At 65.9% G+C, this 24,926-nt stretch carries 29 protein-coding genes; 20 read left to right on the forward strand and 9 right to left on the reverse strand.

The genetic code is table 11. The features are described 5' to 3' along the window. Window positions 1–6: 6 nt before the first annotated feature. Both G572_RS0114255 and G572_RS0114260 read right to left on the reverse strand, forming a co-directional pair. Window positions 7–435: a TadE/TadG family type IV pilus assembly protein gene (locus G572_RS0114255; protein WP_029059048.1), complete on the reverse strand. Its 429-nt coding sequence runs from the start codon at window positions 433–435 to the stop codon at window positions 7–9. Between the two features lie 503 nt (window positions 436–938). After that, a complete protein-coding gene (locus G572_RS0114260; protein WP_037546894.1) occupies window positions 939–2,045 on the reverse strand; it encodes a nitrogen regulation protein NR(II) in 1,107 nt (368 codons plus the stop codon). Window positions 2,046–2,308: 263 nt separating this feature from the next. On the opposite strand from G572_RS0114260, the gene G572_RS23995 reads away from it, so the two are divergent. The 10 genes from G572_RS23995 to G572_RS0114310 all read left to right on the forward strand — a co-directional run bounded on the left by G572_RS23995 (window position 2,309) and on the right by G572_RS0114310 (window position 9,303). Next, complete coding sequence (locus G572_RS23995) at window positions 2,309–2,584, forward strand: hypothetical protein (RefSeq protein ID WP_029059050.1); 276 nt, start codon at window positions 2,309–2,311, stop codon at window positions 2,582–2,584. Beyond that, a complete protein-coding gene (locus G572_RS0114270) occupies window positions 2,584–2,808 on the forward strand; it encodes a hypothetical protein (protein WP_029059051.1) in 225 nt (74 codons plus the stop codon). Before G572_RS23995 ends, G572_RS0114270 begins: the two co-directional genes overlap by 1 nt. A 397-nt stretch (window positions 2,809–3,205) precedes the next feature. Next, window positions 3,206–3,619 (forward strand): DUF3775 domain-containing protein, encoded by a 414-nt coding sequence (locus tag G572_RS0114275; protein ID WP_029059052.1) that lies wholly within the window; start codon window positions 3,206–3,208, stop codon window positions 3,617–3,619. 139 nt (window positions 3,620–3,758) lie between these two features. Beyond that, complete coding sequence (locus tag G572_RS26760; RefSeq protein ID WP_281168767.1) at window positions 3,759–3,893, forward strand: hypothetical protein; 135 nt, start codon at window positions 3,759–3,761, stop codon at window positions 3,891–3,893. A 46-nt stretch (window positions 3,894–3,939) separates the two neighbouring features. After that, window positions 3,940–4,851, forward strand: coding sequence for a DMT family transporter (locus G572_RS0114285; protein WP_029059053.1), 912 nt, complete (start codon window positions 3,940–3,942; stop codon window positions 4,849–4,851). Between the two features lie 53 nt (window positions 4,852–4,904). After that, a complete protein-coding gene (locus G572_RS24000) occupies window positions 4,905–5,885 on the forward strand; it encodes an acetyltransferase domain-containing protein (RefSeq protein WP_037547158.1) in 981 nt (326 codons plus the stop codon). A gap of 135 nt (window positions 5,886–6,020) precedes the next feature. Further along, window positions 6,021–6,464, forward strand: a complete 444-nt coding sequence (locus tag G572_RS0114295; RefSeq protein WP_029059054.1) for a hypothetical protein — start codon at window positions 6,021–6,023, stop codon at window positions 6,462–6,464. 118 nt (window positions 6,465–6,582) lie between these two features. After that, entirely contained in the window at window positions 6,583–7,713 is a 1,131-nt protein-coding gene (locus G572_RS0114300; RefSeq protein ID WP_029059055.1) for an anhydro-N-acetylmuramic acid kinase, read from the forward strand. A 34-nt stretch (window positions 7,714–7,747) separates the two neighbouring features. Beyond that, window positions 7,748–8,152 (forward strand): DUF6665 family protein, encoded by a 405-nt coding sequence (locus tag G572_RS24005; protein ID WP_051242405.1) that lies wholly within the window; start codon window positions 7,748–7,750, stop codon window positions 8,150–8,152. A 167-nt stretch (window positions 8,153–8,319) separates the two neighbouring features. Next, window positions 8,320–9,303, forward strand: a complete 984-nt coding sequence (locus tag G572_RS0114310) for a DUF1402 family protein (protein WP_029059056.1) — start codon at window positions 8,320–8,322, stop codon at window positions 9,301–9,303. 48 nt (window positions 9,304–9,351) lie between these two features. Here G572_RS0114310 and G572_RS0114315 read toward each other — a convergent pair whose 3' ends face one another. Together G572_RS0114315 and G572_RS0114320 are read right to left on the reverse strand one after the other, a co-directional pair. Beyond that, window positions 9,352–9,621: a hypothetical protein gene (locus tag G572_RS0114315; protein ID WP_029059057.1), complete on the reverse strand. Its 270-nt coding sequence runs from the start codon at window positions 9,619–9,621 to the stop codon at window positions 9,352–9,354. 60 nt (window positions 9,622–9,681) lie between these two features. Then, entirely contained in the window at window positions 9,682–10,341 is a 660-nt protein-coding gene (locus tag G572_RS0114320) for an MBL fold metallo-hydrolase (protein ID WP_051242407.1), read from the reverse strand. A gap of 921 nt (window positions 10,342–11,262) precedes the next feature. Between G572_RS0114320 and G572_RS26785 the strand changes: the two genes are divergently transcribed. The 6 genes from G572_RS26785 (at window position 11,263) to G572_RS0114350 (ending at window position 15,588) form a co-directional block, all read left to right on the forward strand. Beyond that, complete coding sequence (locus G572_RS26785) at window positions 11,263–11,508, forward strand: cold shock domain-containing protein (protein ID WP_037547163.1); 246 nt, start codon at window positions 11,263–11,265, stop codon at window positions 11,506–11,508. 393 nt (window positions 11,509–11,901) lie between these two features. Further along, window positions 11,902–12,441, forward strand: coding sequence for a GNAT family N-acetyltransferase (locus G572_RS24015; RefSeq protein WP_037546898.1), 540 nt, complete (start codon window positions 11,902–11,904; stop codon window positions 12,439–12,441). After that, complete coding sequence (locus G572_RS0114335) at window positions 12,438–13,289, forward strand: 23S rRNA (adenine(2030)-N(6))-methyltransferase RlmJ (protein WP_029059060.1); 852 nt, start codon at window positions 12,438–12,440, stop codon at window positions 13,287–13,289. Before G572_RS24015 ends, G572_RS0114335 begins: the two co-directional genes overlap by 4 nt. A gap of 78 nt (window positions 13,290–13,367) precedes the next feature. Then, window positions 13,368–13,832, forward strand: coding sequence for a hypothetical protein (locus G572_RS25540; protein WP_051242410.1), 465 nt, complete (start codon window positions 13,368–13,370; stop codon window positions 13,830–13,832). Beyond that, complete coding sequence (locus G572_RS0114345; protein WP_051242411.1) at window positions 13,833–14,510, forward strand: ribonuclease T2 family protein; 678 nt, start codon at window positions 13,833–13,835, stop codon at window positions 14,508–14,510. Continuing rightward, window positions 14,491–15,588 (forward strand): DUF1176 domain-containing protein, encoded by a 1,098-nt coding sequence (locus tag G572_RS0114350; RefSeq protein ID WP_029059063.1) that lies wholly within the window; start codon window positions 14,491–14,493, stop codon window positions 15,586–15,588. Before G572_RS0114345 ends, G572_RS0114350 begins: the two co-directional genes overlap by 20 nt. 25 nt (window positions 15,589–15,613) lie before the next feature. On the opposite strand, the gene G572_RS0114355 is transcribed toward G572_RS0114350, so the two are convergent. The 3 genes from G572_RS0114355 to G572_RS0114365 all read right to left on the reverse strand — a co-directional run bounded on the left by G572_RS0114355 (window position 15,614) and on the right by G572_RS0114365 (window position 17,666). Then, window positions 15,614–16,927: a hypothetical protein gene (locus G572_RS0114355; protein WP_029059064.1), complete on the reverse strand. Its 1,314-nt coding sequence runs from the start codon at window positions 16,925–16,927 to the stop codon at window positions 15,614–15,616. Between the two features lie 46 nt (window positions 16,928–16,973). After that, entirely contained in the window at window positions 16,974–17,300 is a 327-nt protein-coding gene (locus G572_RS0114360) for a hypothetical protein (RefSeq protein ID WP_156884620.1), read from the reverse strand. Between the two features lie 111 nt (window positions 17,301–17,411). Then, window positions 17,412–17,666, reverse strand: a complete 255-nt coding sequence (locus tag G572_RS0114365) for a hypothetical protein (protein WP_029059066.1) — start codon at window positions 17,664–17,666, stop codon at window positions 17,412–17,414. 280 nt (window positions 17,667–17,946) lie between these two features. Here G572_RS0114365 and G572_RS0114370 point away from each other — a divergent pair, with 280 nt between their 5' ends. Then, window positions 17,947–18,561 (forward strand): glutathione S-transferase family protein, encoded by a 615-nt coding sequence (locus tag G572_RS0114370; protein WP_029059067.1) that lies wholly within the window; start codon window positions 17,947–17,949, stop codon window positions 18,559–18,561. Window positions 18,562–18,571: 10 nt separating this feature from the next. Here the strand turns inward: G572_RS0114370 and G572_RS0114375 are convergent, their stop codons facing one another. After that, window positions 18,572–19,378 carry a phosphate/phosphite/phosphonate ABC transporter substrate-binding protein gene (locus G572_RS0114375; protein WP_156884622.1) on the reverse strand — a complete coding sequence of 269 codons (807 nt, stop codon included), beginning with the start codon at window positions 19,376–19,378 and terminating at the stop codon, window positions 18,572–18,574. 503 nt (window positions 19,379–19,881) lie between these two features. Then, window positions 19,882–20,553 (reverse strand): outer membrane protein, encoded by a 672-nt coding sequence (locus tag G572_RS0114380; RefSeq protein WP_029059069.1) that lies wholly within the window; start codon window positions 20,551–20,553, stop codon window positions 19,882–19,884. A 424-nt stretch (window positions 20,554–20,977) separates the two neighbouring features. Here G572_RS0114380 and G572_RS0114385 point away from each other — a divergent pair, with 424 nt between their 5' ends. The 3 genes from G572_RS0114385 (at window position 20,978) to uvrC (ending at window position 24,913) form a co-directional block, all read left to right on the forward strand. Then, window positions 20,978–21,997 (forward strand): calcium/sodium antiporter, encoded by a 1,020-nt coding sequence (locus G572_RS0114385; RefSeq protein ID WP_029059070.1) that lies wholly within the window; start codon window positions 20,978–20,980, stop codon window positions 21,995–21,997. Between the two features lie 67 nt (window positions 21,998–22,064). After that, window positions 22,065–22,877 carry an SDR family oxidoreductase gene (locus G572_RS0114390; protein WP_084650150.1) on the forward strand — a complete coding sequence of 271 codons (813 nt, stop codon included), beginning with the start codon at window positions 22,065–22,067 and terminating at the stop codon, window positions 22,875–22,877. Further along, window positions 22,874–24,913, forward strand: coding sequence for an excinuclease ABC subunit UvrC (gene uvrC / locus G572_RS0114395; RefSeq protein ID WP_037546903.1), 2,040 nt, complete (start codon window positions 22,874–22,876; stop codon window positions 24,911–24,913). The genes G572_RS0114390 and uvrC overlap by 4 nt, the downstream gene beginning before the upstream one ends. The last annotated feature ends 13 nt before the right edge of the window (window positions 24,914–24,926 follow it).

Genomic DNA, 24,926 nt, shown 5'->3' on the forward strand with positions numbered 1-24,926 from the left:
CTCCCTTCAATAACCGCCGCGCATCACGACCGCGCTGCGTTCGATTGTCTTGCCCGGCAAAGGCAGGAAGGGCTCGAGCTGCCAGATCGGCAGGTCCGTCGCGTCGTAACGCACAACCACGCGAAAATGTTCGCCCAGGCCCGGCATCGGGCCGGCCTCGACCACCACCTTGCTGGCGTCGATCATCGCGTAGTCCCCGGAGGCGGACGCTATATGGGCGGCGACGATGCGCTGGCGTTCGGCGTCGCTCAATCCCGCGACGGACGCGCGCGCGGCATCCGCGGCGAGCTGCGCCAGGCTGTGCGTCGCCCCGAAGTAGATGCCATACGCAAGAATGCCGAGCATCAACACCAGGAACACCGGCAAGACAATGGCGAACTCGACGGCGGCAACACCGCCGCGGTCGGCGGAAAACCGGAAGAGGCTTTTCTTCATGGCACACCTCCTGGACTGCGCTTTCACGCAAGCGATGGAACTGCGGGGCCAACCTCGCCGGCCTGCGGCAACACCAATCGTCCCGGCGCCGTCATTCAAGCCATGCAAAAGCAACCCCTGATAGCATCCTCACATCAGCAGGCGCCTCAAAAATAAATATATTCTTAAAATGTAAAATATCAGGCAAAACACCGACAAATTGCCCAAAGTATTCATGTAAAAATTACTGAAAATATCGAAAACTTGCTGAAATCACAAAAGACCCCTGAATGAAATGACAAGGTTATTTCATGAGATCTCTCCGGAGCCTGTCGCCGGGGGAGGGCGAACCGCCTGCGCCGGTGCAGCGGACCGTCCCGTCGGGCACGACTGCGACGTGCGAAAAGGCGGTCACACAAATCCGTTGGCGGCAGCAACCGCGCGGGCGCGACCGCGCGCTCACGCCGACGCGGCGCGCACCCAAGACGTGCGACACGGCAAGAGGGTCTGAAACGGCCGCGGGATCAGTGCTTGCTTTCGATCACCAGGTATTGGCCCGACCCGCCGTCGACGACGCTCGCCCTGAGCCGCTTGCTGCGCGTCACCCCGTCAAAGCCGCTGACGGTTGCCTGAAGCGGCGTCGAGCTGCTCTTGCGCGCGTGCTCGATCAGCGAAACGAAGGTGCGCGGATGCAGCATGGTCTCGGTGATCGGAGCGGATTCCATCATCTGCTCGGTGATGGCAAAGGTCTTGCGCGCCGATGCATTGGCCGAAATCAGCATGCGCGTCTTGAGATCGACGACGAGAAGCGGCGAATGCACCAGATTGAAGATCTGCTGAAAGTCGACGGCGCAATCGTTCACCTTTTCGGCGGAGAACACCACGCCCCCCAGACCGGACGACACCCGAAAGGGGATCAGGTCGTAGGTCAACGTCATGGAATCGCCCGAGGCAAGAAAGAACCGCTTGCTGCCGTCGACCGGCGCCCGGCGCGCCAGCGTCGTCAGCACCACGGAGGTCAGTGTCTTGCCGACACGGTTGGGGATATGGGCGATGTTGCGACCGATGCACAACGTCGGATCGTTGATGTGGAACAGGTCGTAGAGCGACTGGTTCGCGTAGCGAAGGTAGCCGAAACTGTCGACGACCAGCACAGCCTTCTCGCTCCCCTCCACCAGATGACGAATCAGCGGTGCAACGCCGCGCACCGCCGTGCCGGTGGCCTCGTCCTCCGCATCCGTACCCGATACCGCAATGACGAAGGTACGCCCGCCTTCGGCCTGATAGCGCGTGGCGATCAGCGACAGGCCGTTGCCCAGATCGTCGCCGCCAAGCTCGACCGGGCCGGCGGAGCCGTATTTGACGGCATGCTGGATCAGGCTGAGGATCTGTTTCTGGTCGTTTTGCGCCAGATTGCGCAGCGCGTTGGAAAGGCTGGCCTCGTTGAGCCCGGCAGCATGCTCGAAGTCGAGCGAGGGCGATTCCATCCACACGAGTTTCTTGGTCTGGACATCGACCATGAAGAAGCCGAGGCCGGCAATCGACAAGGCCGCATTGCCGTCCGGCGCCTTGCCCCCTGCGTCCGCCTCGCGTTCCGGGACCTGCCGTTCGACCTTTTCCACTGCGCTCATGTTCTGTCTTCCGCTTGCCGCAATGCCCCGGGCGCGCCCCGTCAGGGCGGCGCGCCGGTTGCTGTTCGCGAACCCTCGCAAAAAGCTCCTGCGATTCCGTAAAGGCCGGCAGCGCAAAACACGGCAACCGCATTCACAAGTGTGAACACCGCCACGGTTACGCCGCGAAATGACACAGGAAGCGCCCGATTGACGGCCCTGCCCGGCCCCTTTCGAAAGCGAGTATTGCGAAATCGACCACACGGAATGTCCCGGAGTACCCCATGCGTATCCCTCCCCGGTCCCCTCGCAAGCCCAGGGCCCTGCACCGCCGCATCCTTCATGCCGCAGCCATCGTGCTCGCCGGGGCGGCTCCCGCCCTGCTGATCGCCTCGAGCGCAAGGGCCGCGGGGGCGACGCCGGCCGACGACTGGGCAATGGGACTGATGGCCCTGTCTTTCGGTTCCATGCTGCTGGTTCTCACCGTCTTTGCCCGCCGTCTCGCACGCACGCTGACCGCCAGTGCCGCGCGCCATGACCTGAACCGGAGGGAGATCTGATGCGCCTCACCCGCCGCAACGCCTTTTTCACGGATCCGCAATGGGCACCGGATGACGCGGACGCGCGCGACCGCACCGCACTTCACCTCGCCACCGCGGTCGCAATCGGACTGTTGTTCGCCGGCTCGCTGACCCTGTTCGGCGGCCCCCTCGCCGATGGCCTCAAGGCCCTCGGCCCGGACGCCCCGGCGCAGGTCCAGCGGGCCGATCCCGGGCGTTTTTGACCGTTTCGCCCCGCGCCGGCGGCGATGAACCGCCGGCTTTCGCCGAACGCCCCCCCTGCGCCGGTGCGGGACGCAGGGTTTTCCCCAACAGCGCCGAACGATGCCCCGGCACGAGGCGGATTTTCATTTGCCGAACGGCCCGTCCTTGCGTATGCGCAATGGGCGGGCTCTGGCGTTTGGGCCCCGTGAAGCGTAGGCTTGTGGCATTGGCGCTTGTTCCGAAAACAGCCGGCTGGCCTTGCGCTCGATCAAGGTGCGCCTGCCCCTTGCAGGGCACTCTTTGCCCGCGCCGCCGATGCGGGCGTAGCGGGAGCGCGGGCCGCACGATCGGCGGGCGCCGGACCAGACCAAATCAAGACGGGAGCACGCTCCCGCGAAGGAAACGGAGTATCGGACCATGGCGGTCGACTTGTCCCTCTCACCGGCAACGCTGCGGATGCTTGTGCAAAAAGGCCGGGCGGCAGCGGCGTCCACCCTGACAGACGGGTTCGAGGACGGCCAGGACCGCGAGATCGAGTTCGACACCGACACGCTCCAGGACAGTCATGCGCATGACGGTCTGGCGGAGGAAGAAACGGAAGACCTCTCGAGCGAGGAACTGATCGAGCTGATCGAGGACCTCAACGTCGACGAGGCGGCCGAGGTCGTGGCAATCGTCTGGATCGGCCGGGGCGATTTCGACGCCGCCGACTTCCCGCAAGCGGTCGAGGATGCCCGCGAACGCGCGGTCGGCTCGACCGCCAAATATCTGAGCGGCATGCCACTTTTCGCCGATCATCTCGAGGCGGGCCTCGACGCGCTGGAACTATAGCCCCACCTTCGGTCTCCGCCTTGCGGCCAGGCGCGGCGCGTCCGGGCGGGCCGCAAGGCAGGCCTTGCCCGACGTGTTTTACCCTTTGTTAACCATAATCCCTGTCATCTGTGCGCCCAACAGCCAGCGGAGGCACTTCATGAGGTTTTCCGACCGCGCCCGGACGGACACGCTGCTTGCCCGCCGATCATCGCCCTGGCCGCTCGCGCTCTGCGTCACCAGCGCGGCGCTCATCGTGACGCTCGTCATCTGTTTCGCTTTTCCCAACGGCTGACGCGCGGGCGCTTGCGCGCACCCTGCGGGTAAGGTAGCGCAAGCGCATGAGCCGTCCCGTCGCGAACTTGCTGCTGCTTCTCGCCGCCCTGATCTGGGGATCGGCCTTTGTCGCGCAATCGACCGCCATGCGCGACCTGGGACCGCTGACCTTCACCGGCCTGCGCTTCCTCATTGCCGCCCTCGTCGTCGCGCCCTTCGCGATACATGAGGGGAAACGCCGTGCCGCCGCGCCGCTCGGCGCCGGCCGACTGGTCCGCTTCACCGGCCTCGGCCTCGTCTTCTTTGCCGCGATCGCGCTGCAGCAAACCGGCCTGGTGCAAACCACCGTCACGAACGCCGGCTTCCTGACCGCCGTCTACGTCGTTCTCACGCCCATTCTGGGACTGCTGGCGTTCGGAGAGCGCCCTCACGCGGTTGTCTGGCCGGCCGCCCTCGTCACGCTCGCGGGCATCTGGCTGCTCGGCGGCGGCGGCGTCGAGCGGCTCAACACGGGCGACATCCTGATGATCGTCTGCGCGTTCTTCTGGGCCTTGCACGTCTGCCTGCTCGGGGGCCTCGCCGCGTCGAGCGGGCGTCCGCTGGCGCTCTCCGCCTGGCAATTCGCCGTGGTCGGCGTCGTCGCGCTGGTCCCCGGCCTCGCGCTGGAACCGGTTTCATTGCCGGCCATCGCCGCCGCCGGTCCCGAACTGATCTACACCAGCGTCTTTTCCGGCGGTCTCGCCTACACGCTGCAGACGATCGGGCAGCGCTGGACGCGCTCGGGCGACGCCGCCATCCTGCTGTCCTCGGAAGCCCTGTTCGGGGCACTTTTCGGCGCGCTCCTGCTTGGCGAAAGGTTGAGCCCCGCAGGGCTTGTCGGCTGCCTGCTCATCTTCTCGTCGATCGTCGCTGTGCAGGTCATTCCCATCATCGGATGGTCACGGTTGCGGGCGAAGGTCGGGCTGGGCAGGGTTTAGCCCCGCCGGGAATCCGGGTGACAAGGACAACGGCCGAAGGGCAAGGGAAAAAGATGCAACAACAGCCCGCAGCGGACGGCCCCGGAAAACGCCTCGACGTCTTCGACATCGCCCGCGGTCTCGCGCTTCTGGCAATGGCCGTCTATCACCTCTCCTGGGACCTGAGCTGGTTCTCGCTTGTCGACTGGCAAGTCGCCACCGACCCCGCCTGGCGGGCCTTCGCGGTGTCGATTGCCTCAAGCTTCCTGTTCCTCGCCGGCGTCAGCCTCGCGCTCGCGCACGCAGACGGCATCCGCTGGCGCCCCGCCCTGTGGCGCATTGCCCGCATCGCCCTGGCGGCGGCGGCCATAAGCCTCGGCACCTTCTTCGTGCTCGGCGACGAATTCGTCCGGTTCGGCATCCTCCACGCCATCGCGGCCGGGTCGCTCGTCGCTCTGCCCTTCGTGCTCGCGCCCCCTGTCTTCACGCTCGCGGTGGCGTTTGCGGTCTTCGTGCTGCCGCAGGTCGTCGCGGTCTCCTTTCCCGGCGACGCATGGGCGATGTGGACCGGCCTCACCGTGTCGCCGCCATTGTCCGTCGACTATGTGCCGCTCGCGCCATGGCTTGCCGCGATTCTCGCCGGCATTGCCGGCCTCAAGATCGTGCGCGGCCGCGCACCCTGGGCGCTGCTTTCCCGCATTCGCGCCAACGGGCGCTTTTCGCGCATGATGGCCTTCGCCGGTCGACACTCGATGATCGTCTATCTGCTGCACCAGCCCATCCTTTTCGGCTCGGTCTGGGCGGTGGTCGCCCTCGGTCTGGTGCCGGACGCCACCGATAACGCATTTCTAGAGCAGTGCGCCGCCTCCTGCACCCTTGCCGGCGACGGCGCGAGCTGCGCGCAAATCTGCAACTGCACGCTCGACGCCATGCGCGCCGACGGCGCGTGGGACCGCCTGCTTGATGCGCCGCAGGACCCGTCCCTCAATGCAGTGCTGAGCGAGCGCTACGCGGCCTGCTTCGAAACCGCGTCGCCCGCCCGTCCCGGCAACTGACCGGCCGGACATGATCGACCGGCGGCCGGCGGGCGACCGAAGCGTGACGGTCGTCACAGTCGCGAGGCGGCGCAGCGTCTATTCACGTCACCGAGGGCCGCGGCACCGCACGGCCGAGCGGAAAGGAAGACGACAATGCCAGCCTCCGGTTTCGTAAAACTCCTCGCCGCCTGCGCGGTGCTGATGCCCGCCGGCATGACCGCCTCCGCGCTGACCGCGACACCGGCAAGCGCCGACAGCTGCTGGACGCACAACGGATCCTTGATGCGCCTGAAAGCCGCGGGCAGCCGCCGCCGGTTCTTCTACGAAGCGCCGCGTCCCGTGTTGCGCGACGCCGGAGTGACCGCCGGCACGATGCTGTTTGAGGGCACCAAGCGCGGCAACCGGTACAAAGGCACGGCACGGGTGTTTTCCCGCTCCTGCCCCGGCCAGCCGCAGGTCTATGCCGTCGAAGGCCCCGTGCGCGCGGACCAGTTGCAGGTGACGCTGTCGGGCCGGCGCAACGTCAACCGCCAGTGCCACCCGACCGACCGGGTCATCACCGACACGCTGGTCTTTACCTACGCGCACCGCTGCTAGACGAAAACGCCCGATGTGCGCTTGCGGGCGCATTGATCGAATCCCGCATTGTCCCGCATGCTGGGCCGCAAGCAAGGCCGGCCGGCGAACGGACCGCACCGACAAGGAACGACTGCCCATGACCCCGCCCTGGTCCATCGGTCTGATGACCGGAACCGTTCTCGACGGAAACATCGACATCGCCGCCCTGCGCAGCGACGGCGAGAGGATTGCCGAATTCGGCCCCTGGCAGCTCGCGCCATATCCGGACGACCTCAAGCCGCTCCTCCAGGAAACGCTGCGCATTGCCGCCGACTGGGGGTTTGAGGGAGCGGAACCGGAGATCTTCAAGCGGGCCGAGGACCAGGTGACCCGCGCACAGAGCGACGCGGTCCACGCCTTCCTCAAGGACGCCGGCCTGAAACCGGCGGACATCGCAGCCGTCGGCTTTCACGGCCAGACCGTGCTTCACCGCGCGCCAGCGACAGGAAGGCCCGGACGCACCCGCCAGCTCGGCGACGGACGCGCCATGGCCGACCGGCTCGGCATCGCCGTTGTCAACGATTTCCGCAGCGCGGACATGGCCGCCGGCGGCCAGGGGGCGCCGCTGTCGGCGATCTATCACGCGGCGCTCCTTGACCAGATCGTCGCGGATCCGTCGACCGCCGTGCTCAACCTGGGCGGGGTCGCCAATGTCACATGGGTCGATGGCGACGGCCGCCCCCACGCCTTCGACACCGGACCGGCCAATGCGCCGCTGAACGACTGGATCGTCGACCACGGTCTGGGCGACATGGACCGGGACGGACGGATCGCGGCAACCGGCACGGTCGACGAGGCGCGGCTGGCGCGCCTGCTCGAGCATCCGTATCTGAGCGCGCCCTATCCGAAATCGCTCGACCGCAATTCCTTCACGAGCTCAATGGCTGAGGGCCTGTCCGCCGCCGACGGGGCGGCCACCCTGACGGCCTTCTCCGCGGCGGCCGTCGGACGTGGGCTCGACATGCTTTTGAACCGTCCGGACCGGTTGATCGTCTGTGGCGGCGGACGGCGCAACCCGCGGATGCTGGAGGCGCTCAATCGGCGCGCCGGCGTGGACGCGGTGCCCGCCGAGGCGGTCGGCTGGCGCGGCGATGCCATCGAGGCGGAATGCTTCGCCTTTCTCGCCGCGCGGTCCCTGCGCGGCCTGCCGATTTCCTTTCCGCTGACGACCGGCGTGCCCAGCCCGATGCCGGGCGGGCATCTGCATCTGCTGAAGGCACATGCCTGATGCCCCGGTACGCGGCCAACCCGGGGACACCGCCATGAGCGTGCGTCCTCCGTCGGCGACCTCCGCCGCCTTCGACCCCATCGGCGAGGCGTTGCGCCACGAGACCGCCGGTGAGATGGCGGCCACACTGGGGCGTCTGACCGGGATCCTGGAGGCCGCGCTGGACAGTCTCGAGCGGGCCGGAAAGGCTGCGGCGACGCCGGACGACCAGCCGGATCCGCAGGCGCTTCAAGGGCGGGTCGCGCGTCGCCACGCGCAGGCCTGCGATGCCTTGTGGAACGTGATGATCCAACGGGAGCTTTGCGGATTGCGCCGGCACGAGGCCTTTCTGCGCGACCTGAAGGTTCCGCGCTCCGTCGAACTGTTCATGGGGCCGGCGTCGGGGGCCTCACCCCCGAAGAACGCGCCCGTTTCGTCATCGTCGCGTGATCGGCCATGAGCCATCATGAACACGAATGTGTCACCACAGCAGAAAGCGCAATCCGCTGGCTTGCGCTTCCAAGATGCCGCCCTTGCGTATATGCAAGAGATACGAAAAACACGTCAGCGCTGGACGAATGCATGGCCCCTCCCCCGCCCCGACCCCGCACATGGCCAATCGCCTGGATGCCGAAAATCTCGGCCGTCCTGCTTCTGGCAGCCGCGATTTTCGCCGCGCCGCTGCCCGGCGCCCCGGTGCTCCCCCTCGGCGTTGTCGCGGCCGAGGCCGCCAGGGTCGTCCCGCAAGGCAACCGCAAGCGCGTGCAACCGAAGATCCCTTTCGCCTCGGCGCGACGGACGGCCGCCAGCAAGAGCGCCTATGACGCGAAGTTCGACAAGATCGTCGCCGTCCTGCGCCGCGACACCCGTTTGATGCGCAACATCAAGAGCGCCGCGGGCAAATACGGCATCGACCCCGTCCACATGCTCGGTGCCATCGTCGGCGAGCATACCTACAATTACGACAGCCTCGACAGCGCCCAGTCCTACTACGTGAAGGCGCTCGCCTATGCCGGCATCCGCATCAGCTTCGAGCTCAACGGCGAACATGTGGAAGATTTCGTGCAACGGCCCGAATTCGACCGCTGCAACAAGGGCAAGAAGGAAAGCAACATATTGTGGAACTGCTACCAGCGCTACTGGGACAGCCGCTTCCGCAACAAGACCGTGGACGGGGTGCGCTACCCCAACAAGACCTTCAACGAAGCCTTCTTCCAGCCGCTCTTTGCGGGGCAGAGCTTCGGCCTCGGACAGCTTTCGCCGCTGACCGTCCTGAAGATGGGCGACCGCGTCTCGCGCGTCAGCGGCTTTCGCAAGCTGACCGCCCGCGACGCACAGGAGGTCTACCGCGCGACGATGGACCCGAACCGCTCGCTGCACTACATGGCCGCGGTCCTGCGCGACGCGATCGACGCCTACAAGTCCGTGGGCGGGGTGGACATCTCGAAGAACCCGGGCCTGACGGCAACCCTCTACAACCTCGGCGACCCGTGGAGCCGCGCGGCACAATACCGGCGCCGGCGCGCGGCGGGAAGCGCCCGCTGGCCCAGCGAGAATTACTACGGCTGGCTGGTGAACGCGCGCATCGACGTGTTGCGCGGCCTGTTGTAACGCGCGGAACGGACGGGGCCGGGCCGATAACGGCCGCCCCGGGCGCGCCTATTCCATCCAGCAGACTTCCTTCATCACCTTGACCAGCTCGCCGGTATCGGGATCGCGCACGGGTGTCGGCATGACGTTGCAGACCTTCACCCGCTTCTGAAACGGCGACCGCCCGCCCTCGATCCGGGGGCCGCCGCGCGCTTCGTCCTGCGTGAGACGGTCGAGCCGCATAAGTCGGTCGACGTAGTCCTCCGCCAAGCCAGCCGGCGCGGCCAGCGTGAGCCCGAAAACAGCGCCGGACAGGGCCAGAAGCGACGTCTTGATCATGGGGTCATCCTCACGGTCGATGCGCGCGCGGCCCCTTTGCGGGATGCCGCGACGTTGCGCCTATTTCAGGAACGGGTTGGTCTGGCGCTCGTGACCCAGCGTCGAGGCCGGCCCGTGTCCGGGCAGGAAGGTGACGTCGTCGCCAAGCGGCAGCAGCTTGTCGCGGATCGAGGCGAGCAGCGTTTCGTGATCGCCGCCCGGCAGGTCCGTGCGACCGACCGAACCGGCGAAGATCACGTCGCCGGAAATCGCGAAGCGCAACTCCGGATCGAAGAACACCACATGACCCGGCGCATGACCCGGGCAATGCAGCACCTGGAAGCTCCGACCGCCGATCTCGACGGTGTCGCCTTCCTCCAGCCAGACATCCGGCGTGACGGCGCGCACACCGGCCACCCCGAAATCGCGTGCCTGCTCCTCGACCCGGTCGATGAGCATCTGGTCGGCGCGATGCGGGCCGACAACCTCGACGCCAAGACGTTCGGCAAGCTCCGCCGCCCCGCCGATATGATCGATATGCCCGTGGGTGAGCACGACACGCTCGACGGTCACCCCGTGTTCGCCGAGCGCCTTCTCGATCTTCTCGACATCGCCGCCGGGATCGATCACCGCGCCGCGCCGGCTTTTCTTGTCGAACACGAGCGAACAGTTCTGCTGGAACCCGGTCACGGGTATCACGATCACCTGGATCGGCGGTTCATGAGTGCTGGTCTCGGACATCGTTCCCCTTTCTACGGCGCCCCCGCACCGAGCGGTTCGCCCGTCGGTTGCACAGGCCGCCTTTCGGACATTCGCATGTGTCGGGCATCACGTAACCCGTCGCCCGGCAACTTGACAAGCATGCCGCGCCGCAACCGGCCACGGCTCCTGTCAAAATCGACAGGCAGTCGGAAAAACACTCGATAAAATTGAAATCGCGGCGTCCGGACCGGTGCGTATCGCAGGGTTTTCCTTGCCCGATCCCCGCCTCAGCCCTTAATATGGTGTCGCGGTTGGCATGGCTGGGAGGGTGCGCTCTTGCGAAGGCAATTCGGGCAATTCCCCATCCTGGGTTCCATGTGAGGGCGGCGGACCTGCCCACCTATTTGAGACCACCGGCCGCAACTGAAACCTGACGTTGCAGAGCGACCGAAAGTATCGCCTCGACGTCGCGTTCATTGTGACCAGAGAGCCCGGCGGGACAGCGGGCTCAACAAAGGTGATTTGGATATGAATGACTGGCGTTCGGACAACCGTCGGCAAGGCAAGCGACGCGGTGGTTCGAAGGAATATGGTGCGGATGGGGACGAGTTCGGCGGCGAGCTCGATCATGACAAACGCAACAAGCCGTCCCGCGGCGGACGGCGCGACACCTTCAGCGAGGCGGGTTGGGCCGCTCCGGAAGGTCCGGAAGACGCGTTTCCGCCGGTTGGCCGGTTCGGCGGCGGCGACAGGCCCGGCGGCGACAGGTTTCCCACCGATCGCGGTCCGGGTGGAGCGGACGGGAGGCGCGAGGGTGGCGGTTTCGGCCAACGCTCCGGCGGCCCCGGGGCACGCGGCGGCGGATACGGCGCACCGCGCGATGGCGCGCCGGCCCCGCGCGGCGGCGGCTTTCCTCCGCGTGGCGACGCGCCGCGCGGCCCGAGACGCGAGGCACCCGCGATGGAGCGGGGGCCGCGGCAGCCGGGCGTCGTCAAGTTCTTCAAGGCCGACAAGGGCTTCGGCTTCATCATGCCGGAATCCGGCGAGCCGGATGTGTTCGTGCACATCTCGGCGGTGGAACGCTCGGGCCTGACCACGCTGGAAAGCGGACAGCGCGTCTCCTTCGAGACGGAGCCGGACCGGCACGGCAAGGGCCCCAAGGCCGTGGAACTGCAGATCGAGGAAGGCGGCGACCAGCCGGCCTGATTCGCTCGCTTTCCCGCGGGGCCCACGACGCGGGAACAATCTCCGACGTTGACATGCGGCGCATCGCTCGCATGCCAGCGTCGGTTTTCGTTTTTCCGGCTCCGCGTTTCAGCCGGCCCGTGCCGTCATTCTGCCCGGAAACTGCGAGGGGACCGGAGTGGCCGGAAACGCCCGGCCGACCGATGCACGATTTCTGGCCGTGCCGCCCTCGCAAGCGACAGGGTTCCGGTCGAAGCGGCCATCGGGCGGTCGTCCGAAACCCGCAGTCCCGTCAACGCAGACCGACATCGTACCAAGGCGACCCTTCGCCTTTGCCGGTTTTTCCAGCCCGCACCGGCCGCCAGCGCGGCCCGGACGGATTTCCCCCAAGGTTCCCATCAAAGCGCGCAGCCCATGCACTCCACGTCCGATACGATCCACGTCCGCCGCATTGCGGACGACGACCTGCCCGCCGTCCTTGCGATCAACGAGGCCTGCCTTCCCGCCGTCAACGGGCTGACGGCCGACGCCCTGCGCGAGCTCGTCGCGATCAGCGTCGTGACGCTTGTCGCCTGTTCGCCCGACGGACCGGTCGGCGTGCTCGTCTGCCTCGACCACGATGCGGATTACGACAGCCGCAATTTCGACTGGCTCAAGCAAAGCCTCACCCGCTTCACCTATGTCGACCGAATTGCCCTGGCGCCCGGCGCACGCGGCAAGGCCGTCGGCCGGCTGCTGTATCGCGCGCTGCTCGACCAGCTGGCATCCGATCGCGGCCGCGCGGAGCTTCCGCTCGCCTGCGAGGTCAACACGCGGCCGCCCAATCCCGGTTCGTTGCGTTTTCACGGCCGGCTCGGTTTCATCGAGATCGGCAGCCAGGAGTTCGGCGACAAGGCCGTCGCCTATCTGGCGCGCGATCCGAAGACGGCGCCGGACATGGAGGCGCGGCCATGAACTATCGTCACGCCTTTCACGCCGGAAACATCGGCGACGTTCTGAAACACGCGGTGCTGGCGCGGGTCATCACCTATCTCAAGGCCAAGCCCGCCGCCTTTCGCGTCATCGACACGCATGCCGGGATCGGCCGCTACGACCTGCGCGAGGGCGAGGCCAAACGCACGGGCGAATGGCGAAACGGCATCGCGCGTGTTCTGGAGGCGAAGCAGCCGGCACGGATCGCCGACCTGCTGGCGCCCTGGCTGGAGGCGGTCCGGAGCCTGAACGTCGACGAGGCGGACTTGCGCCACTACCCGGGATCACCGCTTCTTGCGCGCCTGCTGCTGCGCAAGCAGGACCGGCTGACGGCGACCGAATTGCACCCGAAGGACGCCGAAACGCTGGCAGCCCTTTTCGCCGGCGACCGACAAACCAAGGCGATCGCCCTCGACGGATGGCTGGCCCTCGGCAGCTTCGTGCCACCGAAGGAGCGGCGCGGGCTGGTGCTGATCGACCCGCCCTTCGAAACCGAGAACGAGTTCAGCAGTCTGGCGGCCGGCCTCGTCAAGGCTTGGAAGCGCTGGCCCACCGGCGTCTACATGGCCTGGTATCCGATCAAGGACCGCAAGATGGTCAACAGCTTCTACAGTGTCATGCGCAATCAGGAGATCGGGAACATCCTCTGCGTGGAGCATTTCGCCGGCACCGCGCATCCGAACAAGCCGATGATGGGCAGCGGGCTCATTGTGATCAATCCGCCCTGGACACTTGCCGACGAACTTCGGGTGCTAATGCCCTGGCTGACGGAAACCATGGCGCTTGGGGCTGGCGCCGACTGGCGGCTGATTCCGCTGGTACCCGAGTAAGAGGGGCCGGATGGCTTGACCGGCCCTTCCGGCTGACGCATCGTCCAAGGCGTTCGCGCCCAAACGAGGAAGACACCCATGCACGCTTTCGCCCGCCCCTTTCGCCGGATCCTGGCCGCAGGCGCCGCCGGCCTGTTTCTGGCGCTGGCACCGGCCCTGCAGCCGGCCGAGGCGGGCGGCGGAGACCGTCCCTATTTCTCCTGGAACGGGGAGCCGCGCGTCCCCGCCTGCGACACCCCGGCCGTGCGCCGGGCCGTCGCCGGGCAAATCGCCCGCGCCGATGCGGACTATCTCGACGGCATCCGCATCGAGGACATGTCCCGCGTGGTGGAGACCGCCTATACACAGGGCACTCCAAGCCCCTACGCCCGCCGCTTCTGCGAGGCGCGCGCCGACATGAGCGACGGGCGGTCGCGCCACGTCTATTACGCGATCATGGAGCACAGCGGCTTCGTCGGGCTGAGTTGGGATCTGCGCGCCTGCGTGGCCGGCCTCGACCCGTGGCGGGTCTATGACGCGCGTTGCCGAACCGTGCGTCCCTGAATGGGCGCCCGCCGTCGCCACTCCAGCCGTCGGGCGCAGGTGCTCGTCGGCGCCTTTTTGCTGTCGCTGGTGCTGTTCGCCGCGCCGGATGCGCGGGCCGAGCGCGCCGGCGCATTCGACTTCTACGTGCTCTCGCTGTCCTGGTCGCCGTCCTATTGCGCGCGGAGCGGACGCAACGCCGACCCGCGGCAATGCCGGGCCGCAAAACCCCACCGCTTCATCGTGCATGGCCTCTGGCCACAATACGAGCGCGGCTACCCCGATTTTTGCGATGGCTCCGGCCCCCGCGACCCGTCCTATGAAACGGTCCGCGACATGCTGGACATCATGCCGAGCCGGGATCTGGTGCGCCATCAGTGGCGCAAGCACGGCAGCTGTTCGGGCCTTGCGCCCGACGCCTATTTCGACCTGACCCGCGAGGCCTTCGCCAAGATCCGCATCCCGGCCGCCTTTCGCACCATCGAGAGCGGCAGCCGCATGGACGCCGGCGCGGTCGAAACCGCATTCCGTCTCGCCAATCCGGGTCTCGACGACGGCGCCATGGCGGTGTCCTGCCAGCATGGGCGGCTGAGCGAAGTGCGCATCTGCCTGACCCGCGACCTGGAATTTCGCTCCTGCCGCGCGGTCGACCGCCGCGGCTGCCGCCAAAGGCAGATCCATGTTCCCGCCCCGCGATAACCGCTTTTCAAGCCCCCCGATCCCCCGCCGCCTGCCGGGCGGAACGCGCGCGCTTGCCGTAGCGGGATGGCTGGTCGCGGGCCTGATCCTGCCCGCCAGTGCCGAAACCTTCGGCGACTGGCGCCTCGACTGCCCGACACGGACCGGCTGCACCCTGTCGACGGTCGCAGTCGATGGTGCGGACCGACAGGGTGAGGCAACCGGAGCACGCCTCGCCTTCGGCGCAGGCGAAGGCACTGCTTTGTCGCTGGCATTCGAGGCCGCCCGCCCGCGGCCCGACGACCGCCGCGCGATGCAATGGTCGGTCGACGGACGGCTGACCCATGTGGTGCGCCCCGACGACCTGGCGCTATTCGGCGGCATCGACCGCTTTTACCTGATCTCGCCGCAGGCCTCCGGCACGCTCTTTCCCGCCTTGCGGGCTGGCGCCGAACTGCGGATTTCCTATCTCGACGCCATTGGCGAGGCGCATGACCTGCGCTTTTCGCTCGCCGGCGTTACCGACGGTCTCCGGGCTCTGGCACAGGCGCTGGAGCTTGCCGGCGTGCCGGAGCAGATCGCGCGCCCGCGCGACCTGGCTGAAACGACGCCGCCCACCCGCCAGCAGGCCGTGGCGGCGCTTGGCATCCCCTATGCGGTGCTGGATCGTCACGCGCGAACCGGCGCCTGCGAGAGCACCGCAAGCCCCTCGATCGCCGATCAGGAGGTGATCATCGCCGCCGTCTCGCAGGTCGCCACGCTCTATGCCATTGCCTGCACCGCCGGCGGATCGCACGTCACCTATCGGCTGTATTTGCGCGATTCGGGCGAGATCGGCGGCGTCGAGGCGCTGGTCTTCGCGCTGCACGATCCCCGCTTCGGCTGGAGCGGGACGGATCTGCTGGTCAATCCGGACTTCGATCCCGAGACCGGGACGCTGTCGGCCTCCTACGTCGGCCGTTCCGACCGCCATTGCGGCTACAAGGCCAAATGGGTCTGGCAGGACTATGCGTTCAGGCTGACGCGCTTCGAGGGGCCGGAAACCTGCGCGGACGCGACGCGGCCCGGCCGGTGGAGTGCGCTGTACGCGACACCGTAGACAGGTGCTTGCCTTTCCGGAACCGCTATTTCAGCAGCTCCCAAAAGGGGATGTATTTGAAAACGGCTCCGGAAATAACCTGAATACCGGCAAATATGATCGATATGAACGCCACCTGCCTTGCGTATTTGACCGTCAGCATCCGCAGCTCACGCTCGTTGATGTCCTTCAAAGGATCGAGAATGCGCGCCGCATAGGACGCATTGCCGCCGTCCAGGATCATCTGCGACTTTCGAAGGCTTAGCGACTTGTAGAAGACCCCGAGGTATTCGACATAGCTCGACATCGAGATCAGATAGCCCCGGGCCTTGTCGAGTTCATCGAGAATCCGCGTTTTCGTCCGAACCTTCATCCGGAAATCGATCCAGTGATGATAGAAAAATGAAATTACAAACGTGACAAAAATCGGAACCCATACTGTATCAACAAAGAATTGCGATTTGTCGACCACCTTTTCAGAGTTGACGGCGATTGCAAAAATGACGGAAAAGACGAAAACAAGGAATAGATAAAGTACAATTACTTTCCATTTTTCGCGCGTATATCTGTCTTTTATATATTGAGATGTTCCGCCATCACGACTGGCCTCGTAGAGAAACTTGACGGCATGATCCCGCTGGCAATCGACGTGATGCTTGAGAAGCAGCATCGCAGGTTCCTCGTGGACCGAGCCTTCCGGCTCGCTGACAGCGCGATGACGCGCAATGCCAAGCAGTTCATCGCTCTCCATGAGGACCTGCATCACATCGCCCGAGATGCATCCGGTCTTGATGTCGTCGCGCAGCCGGGCCTGCCATTCCTCGAATCGTGCAAGGGTCAGCGCATCCCCATCGGCGCCGGAGTTTTCCGCAAACTCGAGACACGCGCTGGCATGTTGGTGGAACCGGCTGCGGTCCAGCCGCTCCAGCAGGATCGGCCGGTGATGCAGCGGCAGATTGACGTATTTGGGCGACGTCTTGATGGGTTTTCGCCCGATGTCGCCCGGGGCGGCGACAAGGGGGTCGCCCCCCATGTAAAGATGCCGATGTCCGAATTTTCGCTTGGCGGCAAACGACACCCGCGCCGCGACTTCCCGAATGTAGCCACGGGTAAAGCCGACCCGACGCTCCCCGCCCGTCTCGTCGGCCCAGATCTGCTCGACCACGATGCAAACGATCATCAGCCCGTCATAACGCGCGGAGACCCGGATCTGCCGAAACCGAGGCCGAAGGTGTTCGGGAACGAGAAACCGCTCAAGGTCGGCCGCGTCGAACGCATCGTGTCGAAGGACGCCCTTGAGAACCGGAGTGGATGGCCGAGGCAACCAGTCCAGAAAGAAGAATTCCTTGAACTGCCTCAATCAAAGCCCCCGCTTCAATTATCAAAAAGATGAATTAAATTTGAAATCACCCGAATGTCTTCTTGGACTCATTGTCGAATTTTCTCTCGAAGTCCTTCTCGACAATCAGAGACCTCCCGAGATCGGGAACGAAATATTCGACCCTGCGCCCGGTCGCGACGTCGATCTTGGCCTGCGCGTAGTCTGTGTTCGACAACAGCTCCAGGATCCGGATCTTCTTGCTCTCGAGCGCATTGCTCAGGAACATCCGGAAATTCTCGGGAAGCGTTTCAAGACTGGGTTTGTAGGACTCTCCCGTCTCGAGATCGTCATCCAGATCGTCGCCGCCATCGCTGCGACCGCAGGGCAAATTCGTATCGGTCGCGTCAACCACAAACAAACCCTCGCCAAATATGAAAAAATAAAGAGCCCGGAAGGATCCGAAGCTTTTCAAGTCCAATATATTGGCACAAAATGTCGTAACGTCAAGGAGACGCTCCAGGGATTACTTCTCGATCATCGCAACGAAGCGCTGCCGTACGAAATCGGGCGAGTGGCGCAGGGGGGCGGTGATCGTGTCGAAGGTCAGGCGCTGTTCGAAAACAGTGGCATTCACCGCCGCATAATAGCGCGACATCGGCGTGTCGATCACCTCGGGCCGCAGCGGCGCCAGGGCCGGCACCGACAACGCATACACCACCGCGCCGAGACAAAATGTCTTCCACAAGGCCGACATCGGCGAAGGGAGAGAAAGCACCATTTGCCGTCCTTCCGGGAATCCTTTGCGCCAGCCCTTGCGGCCGACGGGGGCACGCTAGGCAGCGCCCCTTACCCGAATCTTACCGGGGTGCCCGCAATTCGTTTCAACAACGCAGCGAAACTTTTGAGCTTTTTCAAAACGTGGAAATCACACGGAAAACTCTGTTAACCACACGCAAGCGCGTCGACGGAAAATCCGTGCGCCCCGCCAGACGTCACGCCCCTTGCGCAGGCGCGCCAAACCCGCACACTGGCGCGCAACCAAACCTCGGGAGACACACGTGCTGATATTGCGTTCCTCACCCCCCTCGCCCTTCGGCCGCAAGGCCAAGATCGCCGCCGCGGTTCTCGGTCTGTCCGACAGGATCACGGTCGAATTGACCGACACGAAGGATCCGCACGATTCGATCCGCAAGCAGAACCCGCTGGGCAAGATCCCGGCGCTGGTGCTCGAGGACGGCAAGGTGCTCTTCGACAGTTCGGTGATCGTCGACTATCTCGACCACCTTGCCGGCGGCGGAAAGGTGATTCCCGCAGGCGCGACGCGCCATGACGCATTGCGTCTGCAGGCGCTGGCCGACGGCATCATGGATGCCGCCCTTCTCCAGGTCTACGAGACCCGTTTCCGCCCCGAAGACAAGCGCCACACCGAATGGCTCGCCTATCAGGCGGACAAGGTCACGCGCGGGCTGGCAAGCCTTGAGGCCGATCTGCCCGACACCGTGAGCCCCGACCGGACGCCGAACGTGGGCGAAATCGCGGTCGCCTGCATGCTGGGCTATCTCGATCTGCGTTTTGCCGGCGACTGGCGTGCCGGCCATCCCGGCCTCGTCGGCTGGCTGAAAACCTTCGAGGCGGCCGTTCCCGCCTATGAGGCGACGCGCCCGCCGGTCTGATACGGCGTCTTCACGCCAGAACCCCGTAGCCGAGCGCCCGCGTGCGGGCGTCGGCCACGGCGATGCCCTCGTAATCGGCATCCTCGAAAGCGACAAAGCCCGACAGCATCAACGCCTCCCGCGCATCCAGCGGTGTGACGCGGATGCCCTGAGCAATGGCGTCGCGCAGGCGCTCCGCTCCGCCCTGCATGCCCATGGCCGAAATGAAGGGAAGACCGGGCGTCGGCGGCGTCGCCGCCACAACGGCAAGCCCCGCCGCCGCCGGCTCATGACGACGGGCGAGTTCCCAGCTGACGGCATCGACGGTCGCGACATCCGCACGCCCCCCGGCGACCGCGACAAGCGCGGCGCGATGCGAGCCGGTTTCAAGGACGTCGCCAAAGAACCGCCCGCCCCGCGCAAGCGGCGCCAGAACCGCGCGCGGCGCGCCGTCGCCCGATTGCGAACCCGGGTGGTTGAAGGCGCAGCGCCGTCCCTTGAGCGCCTCCAGCTCCGGCACCGCGTCCTCCCGGCGCACGACAAAGACGGTGCGATAGGTGCCGGGCGGGCAGCCGGGAATGTCATAGGCAGGCGTTCCAAGCAGCCTGACGGCGCCGCGCAGATGTTGAACATAGGGAAGCCCGCAGGCCTGCGCCAGCAACAGCTGCGGATCCCGCCAGAGCGCAAGCAGCGGCCGGTTCCTCGTCAGCCCCTCGGGCGCGGCGATGCCGGCTGCGCGAAAGGCATCGCGCAAGGAGACCCACAACGCGTCGGTTGCCTCGCGCACCTCCGGCCAGTCGTACATCGGAAGGGCGGCGATCGATGCGGGCAACGCCACGGCAATTCCTCAAACTGGCGGGATCCCGCTTTGCGATCCCGATGGGGTGAATGGCCCCCGAAGCGCTTGCGCCGGGGGATCGACGCCTGCCACCGCACCGGACGACGCCCCCGCCGGCCCGGCACCGACACCGACACAGGATCGCGGCAGCACTCGCAAAGGGCCCTGGCCGCCTCTACGGATAGAGCCGGCGAAACACCAGCGATGGCCGCCACGAAGATCGCAAGACTGCATGACTTTGGGGCCGGGAGGTGACGGCGGTCGCTTGCATGCCCCGTGTGCCCGGATCCGGTCCCGCGCAGCGACCTGCAATCGTAACGCTCTGCGCGGTGTTCGCAAAGCCCGGTTCGCCGCCGCATCGCCGGGTGCCGCGGCCGCCCCGGCGCGACCCACCACGCAATCTGCGCGCAACAGGGCAACCGGCGCCGACCGCGATCGCGCACAAAAAACGGGAGCCGGCGTGCCGGCTCCCGTTGGGCCTTTTCGGACGCTTGCGCGACCGGTCAGAACTTGTAGCTGAGACCGAAGCGAACCTGGTTGTTGTTCAGGTCGGTCTTGTAGGACTGACCGCCGAGCGAGAAGGTTTCGCTGCCGTAGTCCTGGTACTGGTATTCCAGACGGGCCGTCACATTCTGTGTGACAGCACCTTCCACACCGGCGCCGGCCGTCCAGCCGATACGGGTGGAGCTGTCCTTGGCGCCGTTGGCGGCGACGTCCATGTCGGCAATCGCCAGACCGCCGGTGCCGAACACCAGGAAGCGGTCGAACGCCCAACCGGCACGTGCGCGCACGGTACCGTTCCAGTCACTGGACGTCTTGTAGGCCACGCCCGCGACGGTCCGCGACTTGTCGACGTCGGCAAGGCTGAAGTCCGCTTCCGCACCAAGCAGGAATTCCGGCGTCAGCATGTAGTTGTAACCGGCGTGCACACCGCCCGTAACACCGTTGTCGCGGGTGGAGAAGTTTCCGGTTACACCGTTGCTGGTGTCGAAGTCGGACCAGTTCCAGCCCAGATGCCCACCGAAATAGAAGCCCGACCAGTCGAAGCGCTCCGCGGGAACGGGCTCGTCGTAGGTGTAGGGCTGTTCGGGCTGCGGAAGGTCGGCCGCATGGACCGATGCGGTCGCGGCTAAGGCGACGGCAGCGCTCAGGCCGACTGCAGCTAGACGCTTCATGTGAATACTCCGAATTACGCGTGGATTATGCGAGCGGTACAGACCGCCCGGCCCCCCAACGTTCTTGATATGGGGATCAAATGTGGCAACGACAGTCACGAATTGCGGCCTTGTGCGGGCAAGCAGTGATTTTTTGATGGCATGGTAAGCGGCAAGTTAACGTGCGGGCTTCGGTCGTCGCGCACGCGCAAGGACCGTCTTGGCCGGTCGCGGGCAAAGCCCGTATCCCGTGCGATGCACGCATTGGGCTTTCCATCGCCCCCGGGATGCATATATACGGGCGGTGTCTTCCGGTGCCGGCGCGCACGCGACCGGCACACCTCCCGATCCCGGGCGTGCGGCGCACGCCACAAAGCCCAGGTCATCAAGGCCCAGGTCACCGACGCCCAGGCCGCCAACGCCCACACCCGGACCCGAACGCTTCATGCTCATCGACTATGTCAGCCTGATCGGAGGGCTTGTTGTCCTGATTGTTGCCGGGGACGTTCTGGTGCGCGGCGCGGTTGGTATCGCCGAACGGCTCGGCATTCCCGCCCTTGTGATCGGCCTGACCATCGTGGCCTTCGGCACAAGCGCGCCCGAACTGTTCATCTCGCTCGGCGCCGCGCTCGACGGCCTTCCCGGCATCGCCATCGGCAATGTGGTCGGCTCCAACATCGCCAACGTCCTCCTGGTGCTCGGCATGCCGGCGCTGATCGCCTGCACTTCCTGCCGGGAGAAGGGCGCGACCCGCAATTCGATCTTCATGGTCGTGATCACCGTCGTTTTCATCGGCATGTGTTTCCACAGCCCGATCGGGCGCATCGACGGCGCGATCCTGCTCTTGCTGCTCGGCGTCTTCTTCTGGGAATCGGTGCGCGCCACACGCACCCATCGGGCCGAGAACGGCCATGGCACCGCCACGGCCGGCGCCGGCGACGGCGCCGACGACGAGGACGAGGACGAGGCGGAGCTTCCCTTCGAGGAGGTCGAGGGCGTTCCGGAAAACCCGGCGCTGGCGATCATGTTCATCGCGCTCGGCCTCATCGGCCTGCCGCTTGGCGCGCATTTCACCGTGGAAGGGGCAAGCGCGCTCGCCCGTTCCTGGGGCGTGTCCGACGCGGTCATCGGCCTGACCGTGGTGGCGCTCGGCACGTCGCTGCCGGAACTCGTCACCTCGCTGGTCGCCGCGGTGCGCGGCCACACGGCGGTCGCGCTCGGCAATGTGATCGGGTCGAACATCTTCAACCTCCTCGCCATCATGGGCATCACCACTGTCTTCGTCCCGCTTGCGGTTCCCCAGGAGGTGCTCAAGCTCGACCTGTGGGTGATGCTTGCCAGCGCGCTGCTCGTTCTGGCCTTCTCCGCCTTTCATGTCACCATCCGAAAGCCGTCCGGCCTGATCCTCTGCGTGCTCTACGGTCTCTACATCTTTTCCGCCTTCCATCTCGGGAAAGTCGTCTGATCGGAACACGACGGCCTTGCGTATTTTGCTGTACCCTTCCCGTGTCCACCGAAATCCGTGAGCGCTCATGTCCAACAGCCTTCCCGCCGCATCTTCGGCGGACACTCCGGTCACACCCTCTCGCGAACGCCCGCTCGCCCTGGTGACCGGCGGCGCGCGCCGCATCGGGCGGGCGATCGCCGGCGATCTCGCGCGTGACGGGTTTTCCGTCGCGATCCATGCCCACCGCGCGACAAGCGAGGCCGAGGCGCTCTGCGCCGAAATCCGCGCGGCCGGCGGAACGGCACAGGTGTTTCAGGCCGACCTCACCGATCCGGATGCGCCGGAGCGCCTGATGCACGCGGCCTGCGATGCGCTCGGCCCGGTGCAACTTCTCGTCAACAGCGCCTCGATCTTCGAGAACGACGGGATCGGCGATCTCGATCTGGCCCGCTACGAGCGCCATTTCGCGATCCACACGCGTGCGCCGGTCTTTCTCGCCAACGCAATGGCCGAACGCCTGCCCGCCGGACAAAAGGGCCTGATCGTCAACATCATCGACCAACGGGTCTGGAAACTGACGCCGCAGTTTCTCTCCTACACACTGTCGAAGGCAGCCCTTTGGACGGCCACGCAGACACTGGCTCAGGGTCTGGCGCCGCGCATTCGCGTCAACGGCATCGGGCCGGGACCGACGCTTTCCAACACGCGCCAGGACCCGAGCGACTTCCTCAAGCAGACCTCCTCCACGCTGCTCGGTCACGGGCCGGAACTTTGCGAATTCGCCCGCACGATCCGTTACCTGTGGGACACGCCCTCCGTCACCGGACAGATGATCGCGCTCGACGGCGGCCAGCATCTTGCCTGGGAGACGCCCGACGTCGTAGGCATTTCGGAATGATCGAACAGGACGACCCGGACGACACGACCACGCACGCCGGCTCCGACATCGCACCGGAGGCGGAATTCGAGCGCGCAGCGACGCCACTCGGTCCCGATGCGCGCGGGGCCGACGTGATCGCGCATTTCGTCAAGCGGCTGCCGCTTTCGCCCGGCGTCTACCGCATGCTCGACGAGAACGGCGACGTGCTCTACGTCGGCAAGGCGAAGTCGCTGAAGAAGCGGGTGACGAGCTACACGCGCCTTCAGGGCCAGCCCAACCGCATCCTGCGCATGATCATGGCCACCGCCTCGATGGAGTTCGTCACGACGGGCACCGAGACGGAAGCCCTGCTTCTGGAAGCCAACCTGATCAAGCGGCTGCGCCCGCGCTTCAACGTGCTTCTGCGCGACGACAAATCGTTTCCCTACATCCTGGTGACCGGCGATCACGAGGCGCCGGCGCTGGTGAAACATCGCGGCGCGCGCCGGCGCAAGGGCAGCTATTTCGGCCCCTTCGCCTCCGCCGGCGCGGTCAACCGCACGATCAACGCGCTGCAAAAGGCGTTTCTGGTGCGCAATTGCACCGACAGCTATTACGCCAACCGGTCGCGCCCCTGCCTGCTCCACCAGATCAAGCGTTGCGCCGCGCCCTGCACCGGCGAGGTCTCGCCGGAGGATTACGCCGGCCTCGTCGCCGAGGCGAAGGCGTTTCTTTCCGGCCGCAGCCAGATCGTGAAGAAGGAACTCGCCGTCCAGATGGAACAGGCGGCGGAGGCGCTCGATTACGAAAGCGCCGCGATCTACCGCGACCGGCTGGCGGCGCTGTCGCATGTCCAGTCGCATCAGGGGATCAACCCGCGCACCGTGGAAGAGGCGGACGTCTTCGCCATCCATCAGGAGGGCGGGCAGACCTGCATCCAGGTGTTCTTCTTCCGCACCGGCCAGAACTGGGGCAACTACGCGCAATTTCCCCGCGCCGACAAGTCGCTCGGCGAACAGGACGTGCTGGAAAGCTTCCTGGCGCAATTCTATGACGACAAGCCGGCCCCGCGCCTGTTGCTGCTGTCGCACGACATCGCCGAACGGCCGCTGCTGGCGGCAGCGCTTGGGGAGCGCATGGGCCACAAGGTCGAGGTCGCCGTTCCCCTGCGCGGCGAGAAGCGCGAGCTGATCGAACACGCCATGAAGAACGCGCGCGAGGCGCTCGGGCGCCGGCTTGCCGAAACAAGCAGCCAGGCCCGCCTGCTCAAGGGAATGGCGGAGGTCTTCGGCCTCAAGGAGACGCCCCGCCGCATCGAGGTCTACGACAACTCGCATATCTCCGGCACCAACGCCGTCGGCGGCATGATCGTCGCCGGACCGGAGGGCTTCGCCAAGGCGCACTACCGGAAATTCAACATCAAGTCGGAGGATCTGGTTCCCGGCGACGACTACGGCATGATGCGCGAGGTGCTGAAACGGCGCTTCTCGCGGCTGGTGAAGGAACATGGCGACGAGCGCCCGCCCGCAATCCCGCAAGAAGCCACCGACGCCGGAAAGCCGCAGACAGAAACAGGGCAGGCGGAAGCGGACGACGCCGCGCAGTCCGCCGATCCGGCGGCCATCCCGGCCTGGCCGGACGTGGTCTTCGTCGATGGCGGCATCGGCCAGCTGAACGCAGCAACCGAGACGCTTGGCGAACTCGGCCTCGATGACGTGCCGCTGATCGGCATCGCCAAGGGGCCGGATCGCGACGCGGGGCGGGAGAAATTCTTCATGCCGGGCAAGCCCTCCTTCATGCTGCCCGAGCGCGATCCCGTGCTTTATTTTATCCAGCGTCTGCGCGACGAGGCGCACCGTTTCGCCATCGGTTCACACCGGGCGCGGCGCAAGAAGGACATCTCCAAAAGCCCGCTCGACGACATCGCCGGCATCGGCCCGAGCCGCAAGCGCGCGCTCTTGCGCCACTTCGGCACCGCCAAAGCGGTCTCGCGCGCCGGCATGGAGGATCTGATGGCGGTCGACGGCGTCTCCGAATCGGTGGCCCGCACGATCTACGACCACTTCCACGAATAGGCGGCGCGCAAGC

The sequence above is a fragment of the Stappia stellulata DSM 5886 genome, from assembly GCF_000423705.1.
In the GTDB taxonomy this organism is placed as follows: Bacteria; Pseudomonadota; Alphaproteobacteria; order Rhizobiales; family Stappiaceae; genus Stappia; species Stappia stellulata.

Coding starts and splice junctions, on each gene's coding strand:
- G572_RS0114255 (WP_029059048.1), bottom strand. CDS start 435: ATGAAGAAAAGCCTCTTCCGGTTTTCCGCCGACCGCGGCGGTGTTGCC.
- G572_RS0114260 (WP_037546894.1), bottom strand. CDS start 2,045: ATGAGCGCAGTGGAAAAGGTCGAACGGCAGGTCCCGGAACGCGAGGCG.
- G572_RS23995 (WP_029059050.1), top strand. CDS start 2,309: ATGCGTATCCCTCCCCGGTCCCCTCGCAAGCCCAGGGCCCTGCACCGC.
- G572_RS0114270 (WP_029059051.1), top strand. CDS start 2,584: ATGCGCCTCACCCGCCGCAACGCCTTTTTCACGGATCCGCAATGGGCA.
- G572_RS0114275 (WP_029059052.1), top strand. CDS start 3,206: ATGGCGGTCGACTTGTCCCTCTCACCGGCAACGCTGCGGATGCTTGTG.
- G572_RS26760 (WP_281168767.1), top strand. CDS start 3,759: ATGAGGTTTTCCGACCGCGCCCGGACGGACACGCTGCTTGCCCGCCGA.
- G572_RS0114285 (WP_029059053.1), top strand. CDS start 3,940: ATGAGCCGTCCCGTCGCGAACTTGCTGCTGCTTCTCGCCGCCCTGATC.
- G572_RS24000 (WP_037547158.1), top strand. CDS start 4,905: ATGCAACAACAGCCCGCAGCGGACGGCCCCGGAAAACGCCTCGACGTC.
- G572_RS0114295 (WP_029059054.1), top strand. CDS start 6,021: ATGCCAGCCTCCGGTTTCGTAAAACTCCTCGCCGCCTGCGCGGTGCTG.
- G572_RS0114300 (WP_029059055.1), top strand. CDS start 6,583: ATGACCCCGCCCTGGTCCATCGGTCTGATGACCGGAACCGTTCTCGAC.
- G572_RS24005 (WP_051242405.1), top strand. CDS start 7,748: ATGAGCGTGCGTCCTCCGTCGGCGACCTCCGCCGCCTTCGACCCCATC.
- G572_RS0114310 (WP_029059056.1), top strand. CDS start 8,320: ATGCCGAAAATCTCGGCCGTCCTGCTTCTGGCAGCCGCGATTTTCGCC.
- G572_RS0114315 (WP_029059057.1), bottom strand. CDS start 9,621: ATGATCAAGACGTCGCTTCTGGCCCTGTCCGGCGCTGTTTTCGGGCTC.
- G572_RS0114320 (WP_051242407.1), bottom strand. CDS start 10,341: ATGTCCGAGACCAGCACTCATGAACCGCCGATCCAGGTGATCGTGATA.
- G572_RS26785 (WP_037547163.1), top strand. CDS start 11,263: ATGGAGCGGGGGCCGCGGCAGCCGGGCGTCGTCAAGTTCTTCAAGGCC.
- G572_RS24015 (WP_037546898.1), top strand. CDS start 11,902: ATGCACTCCACGTCCGATACGATCCACGTCCGCCGCATTGCGGACGAC.
- G572_RS0114335 (WP_029059060.1), top strand. CDS start 12,438: ATGAACTATCGTCACGCCTTTCACGCCGGAAACATCGGCGACGTTCTG.
- G572_RS25540 (WP_051242410.1), top strand. CDS start 13,368: ATGCACGCTTTCGCCCGCCCCTTTCGCCGGATCCTGGCCGCAGGCGCC.
- G572_RS0114345 (WP_051242411.1), top strand. CDS start 13,833: ATGGGCGCCCGCCGTCGCCACTCCAGCCGTCGGGCGCAGGTGCTCGTC.
- G572_RS0114350 (WP_029059063.1), top strand. CDS start 14,491: ATGTTCCCGCCCCGCGATAACCGCTTTTCAAGCCCCCCGATCCCCCGC.
- G572_RS0114365 (WP_029059066.1), bottom strand. CDS start 17,666: ATGGTGCTTTCTCTCCCTTCGCCGATGTCGGCCTTGTGGAAGACATTT.
- G572_RS0114380 (WP_029059069.1), bottom strand. CDS start 20,553: ATGAAGCGTCTAGCTGCAGTCGGCCTGAGCGCTGCCGTCGCCTTAGCC.
- G572_RS0114385 (WP_029059070.1), top strand. CDS start 20,978: ATGCTCATCGACTATGTCAGCCTGATCGGAGGGCTTGTTGTCCTGATT.
- G572_RS0114390 (WP_084650150.1), top strand. CDS start 22,065: ATGTCCAACAGCCTTCCCGCCGCATCTTCGGCGGACACTCCGGTCACA.
- uvrC (WP_037546903.1), top strand. CDS start 22,874: ATGATCGAACAGGACGACCCGGACGACACGACCACGCACGCCGGCTCC.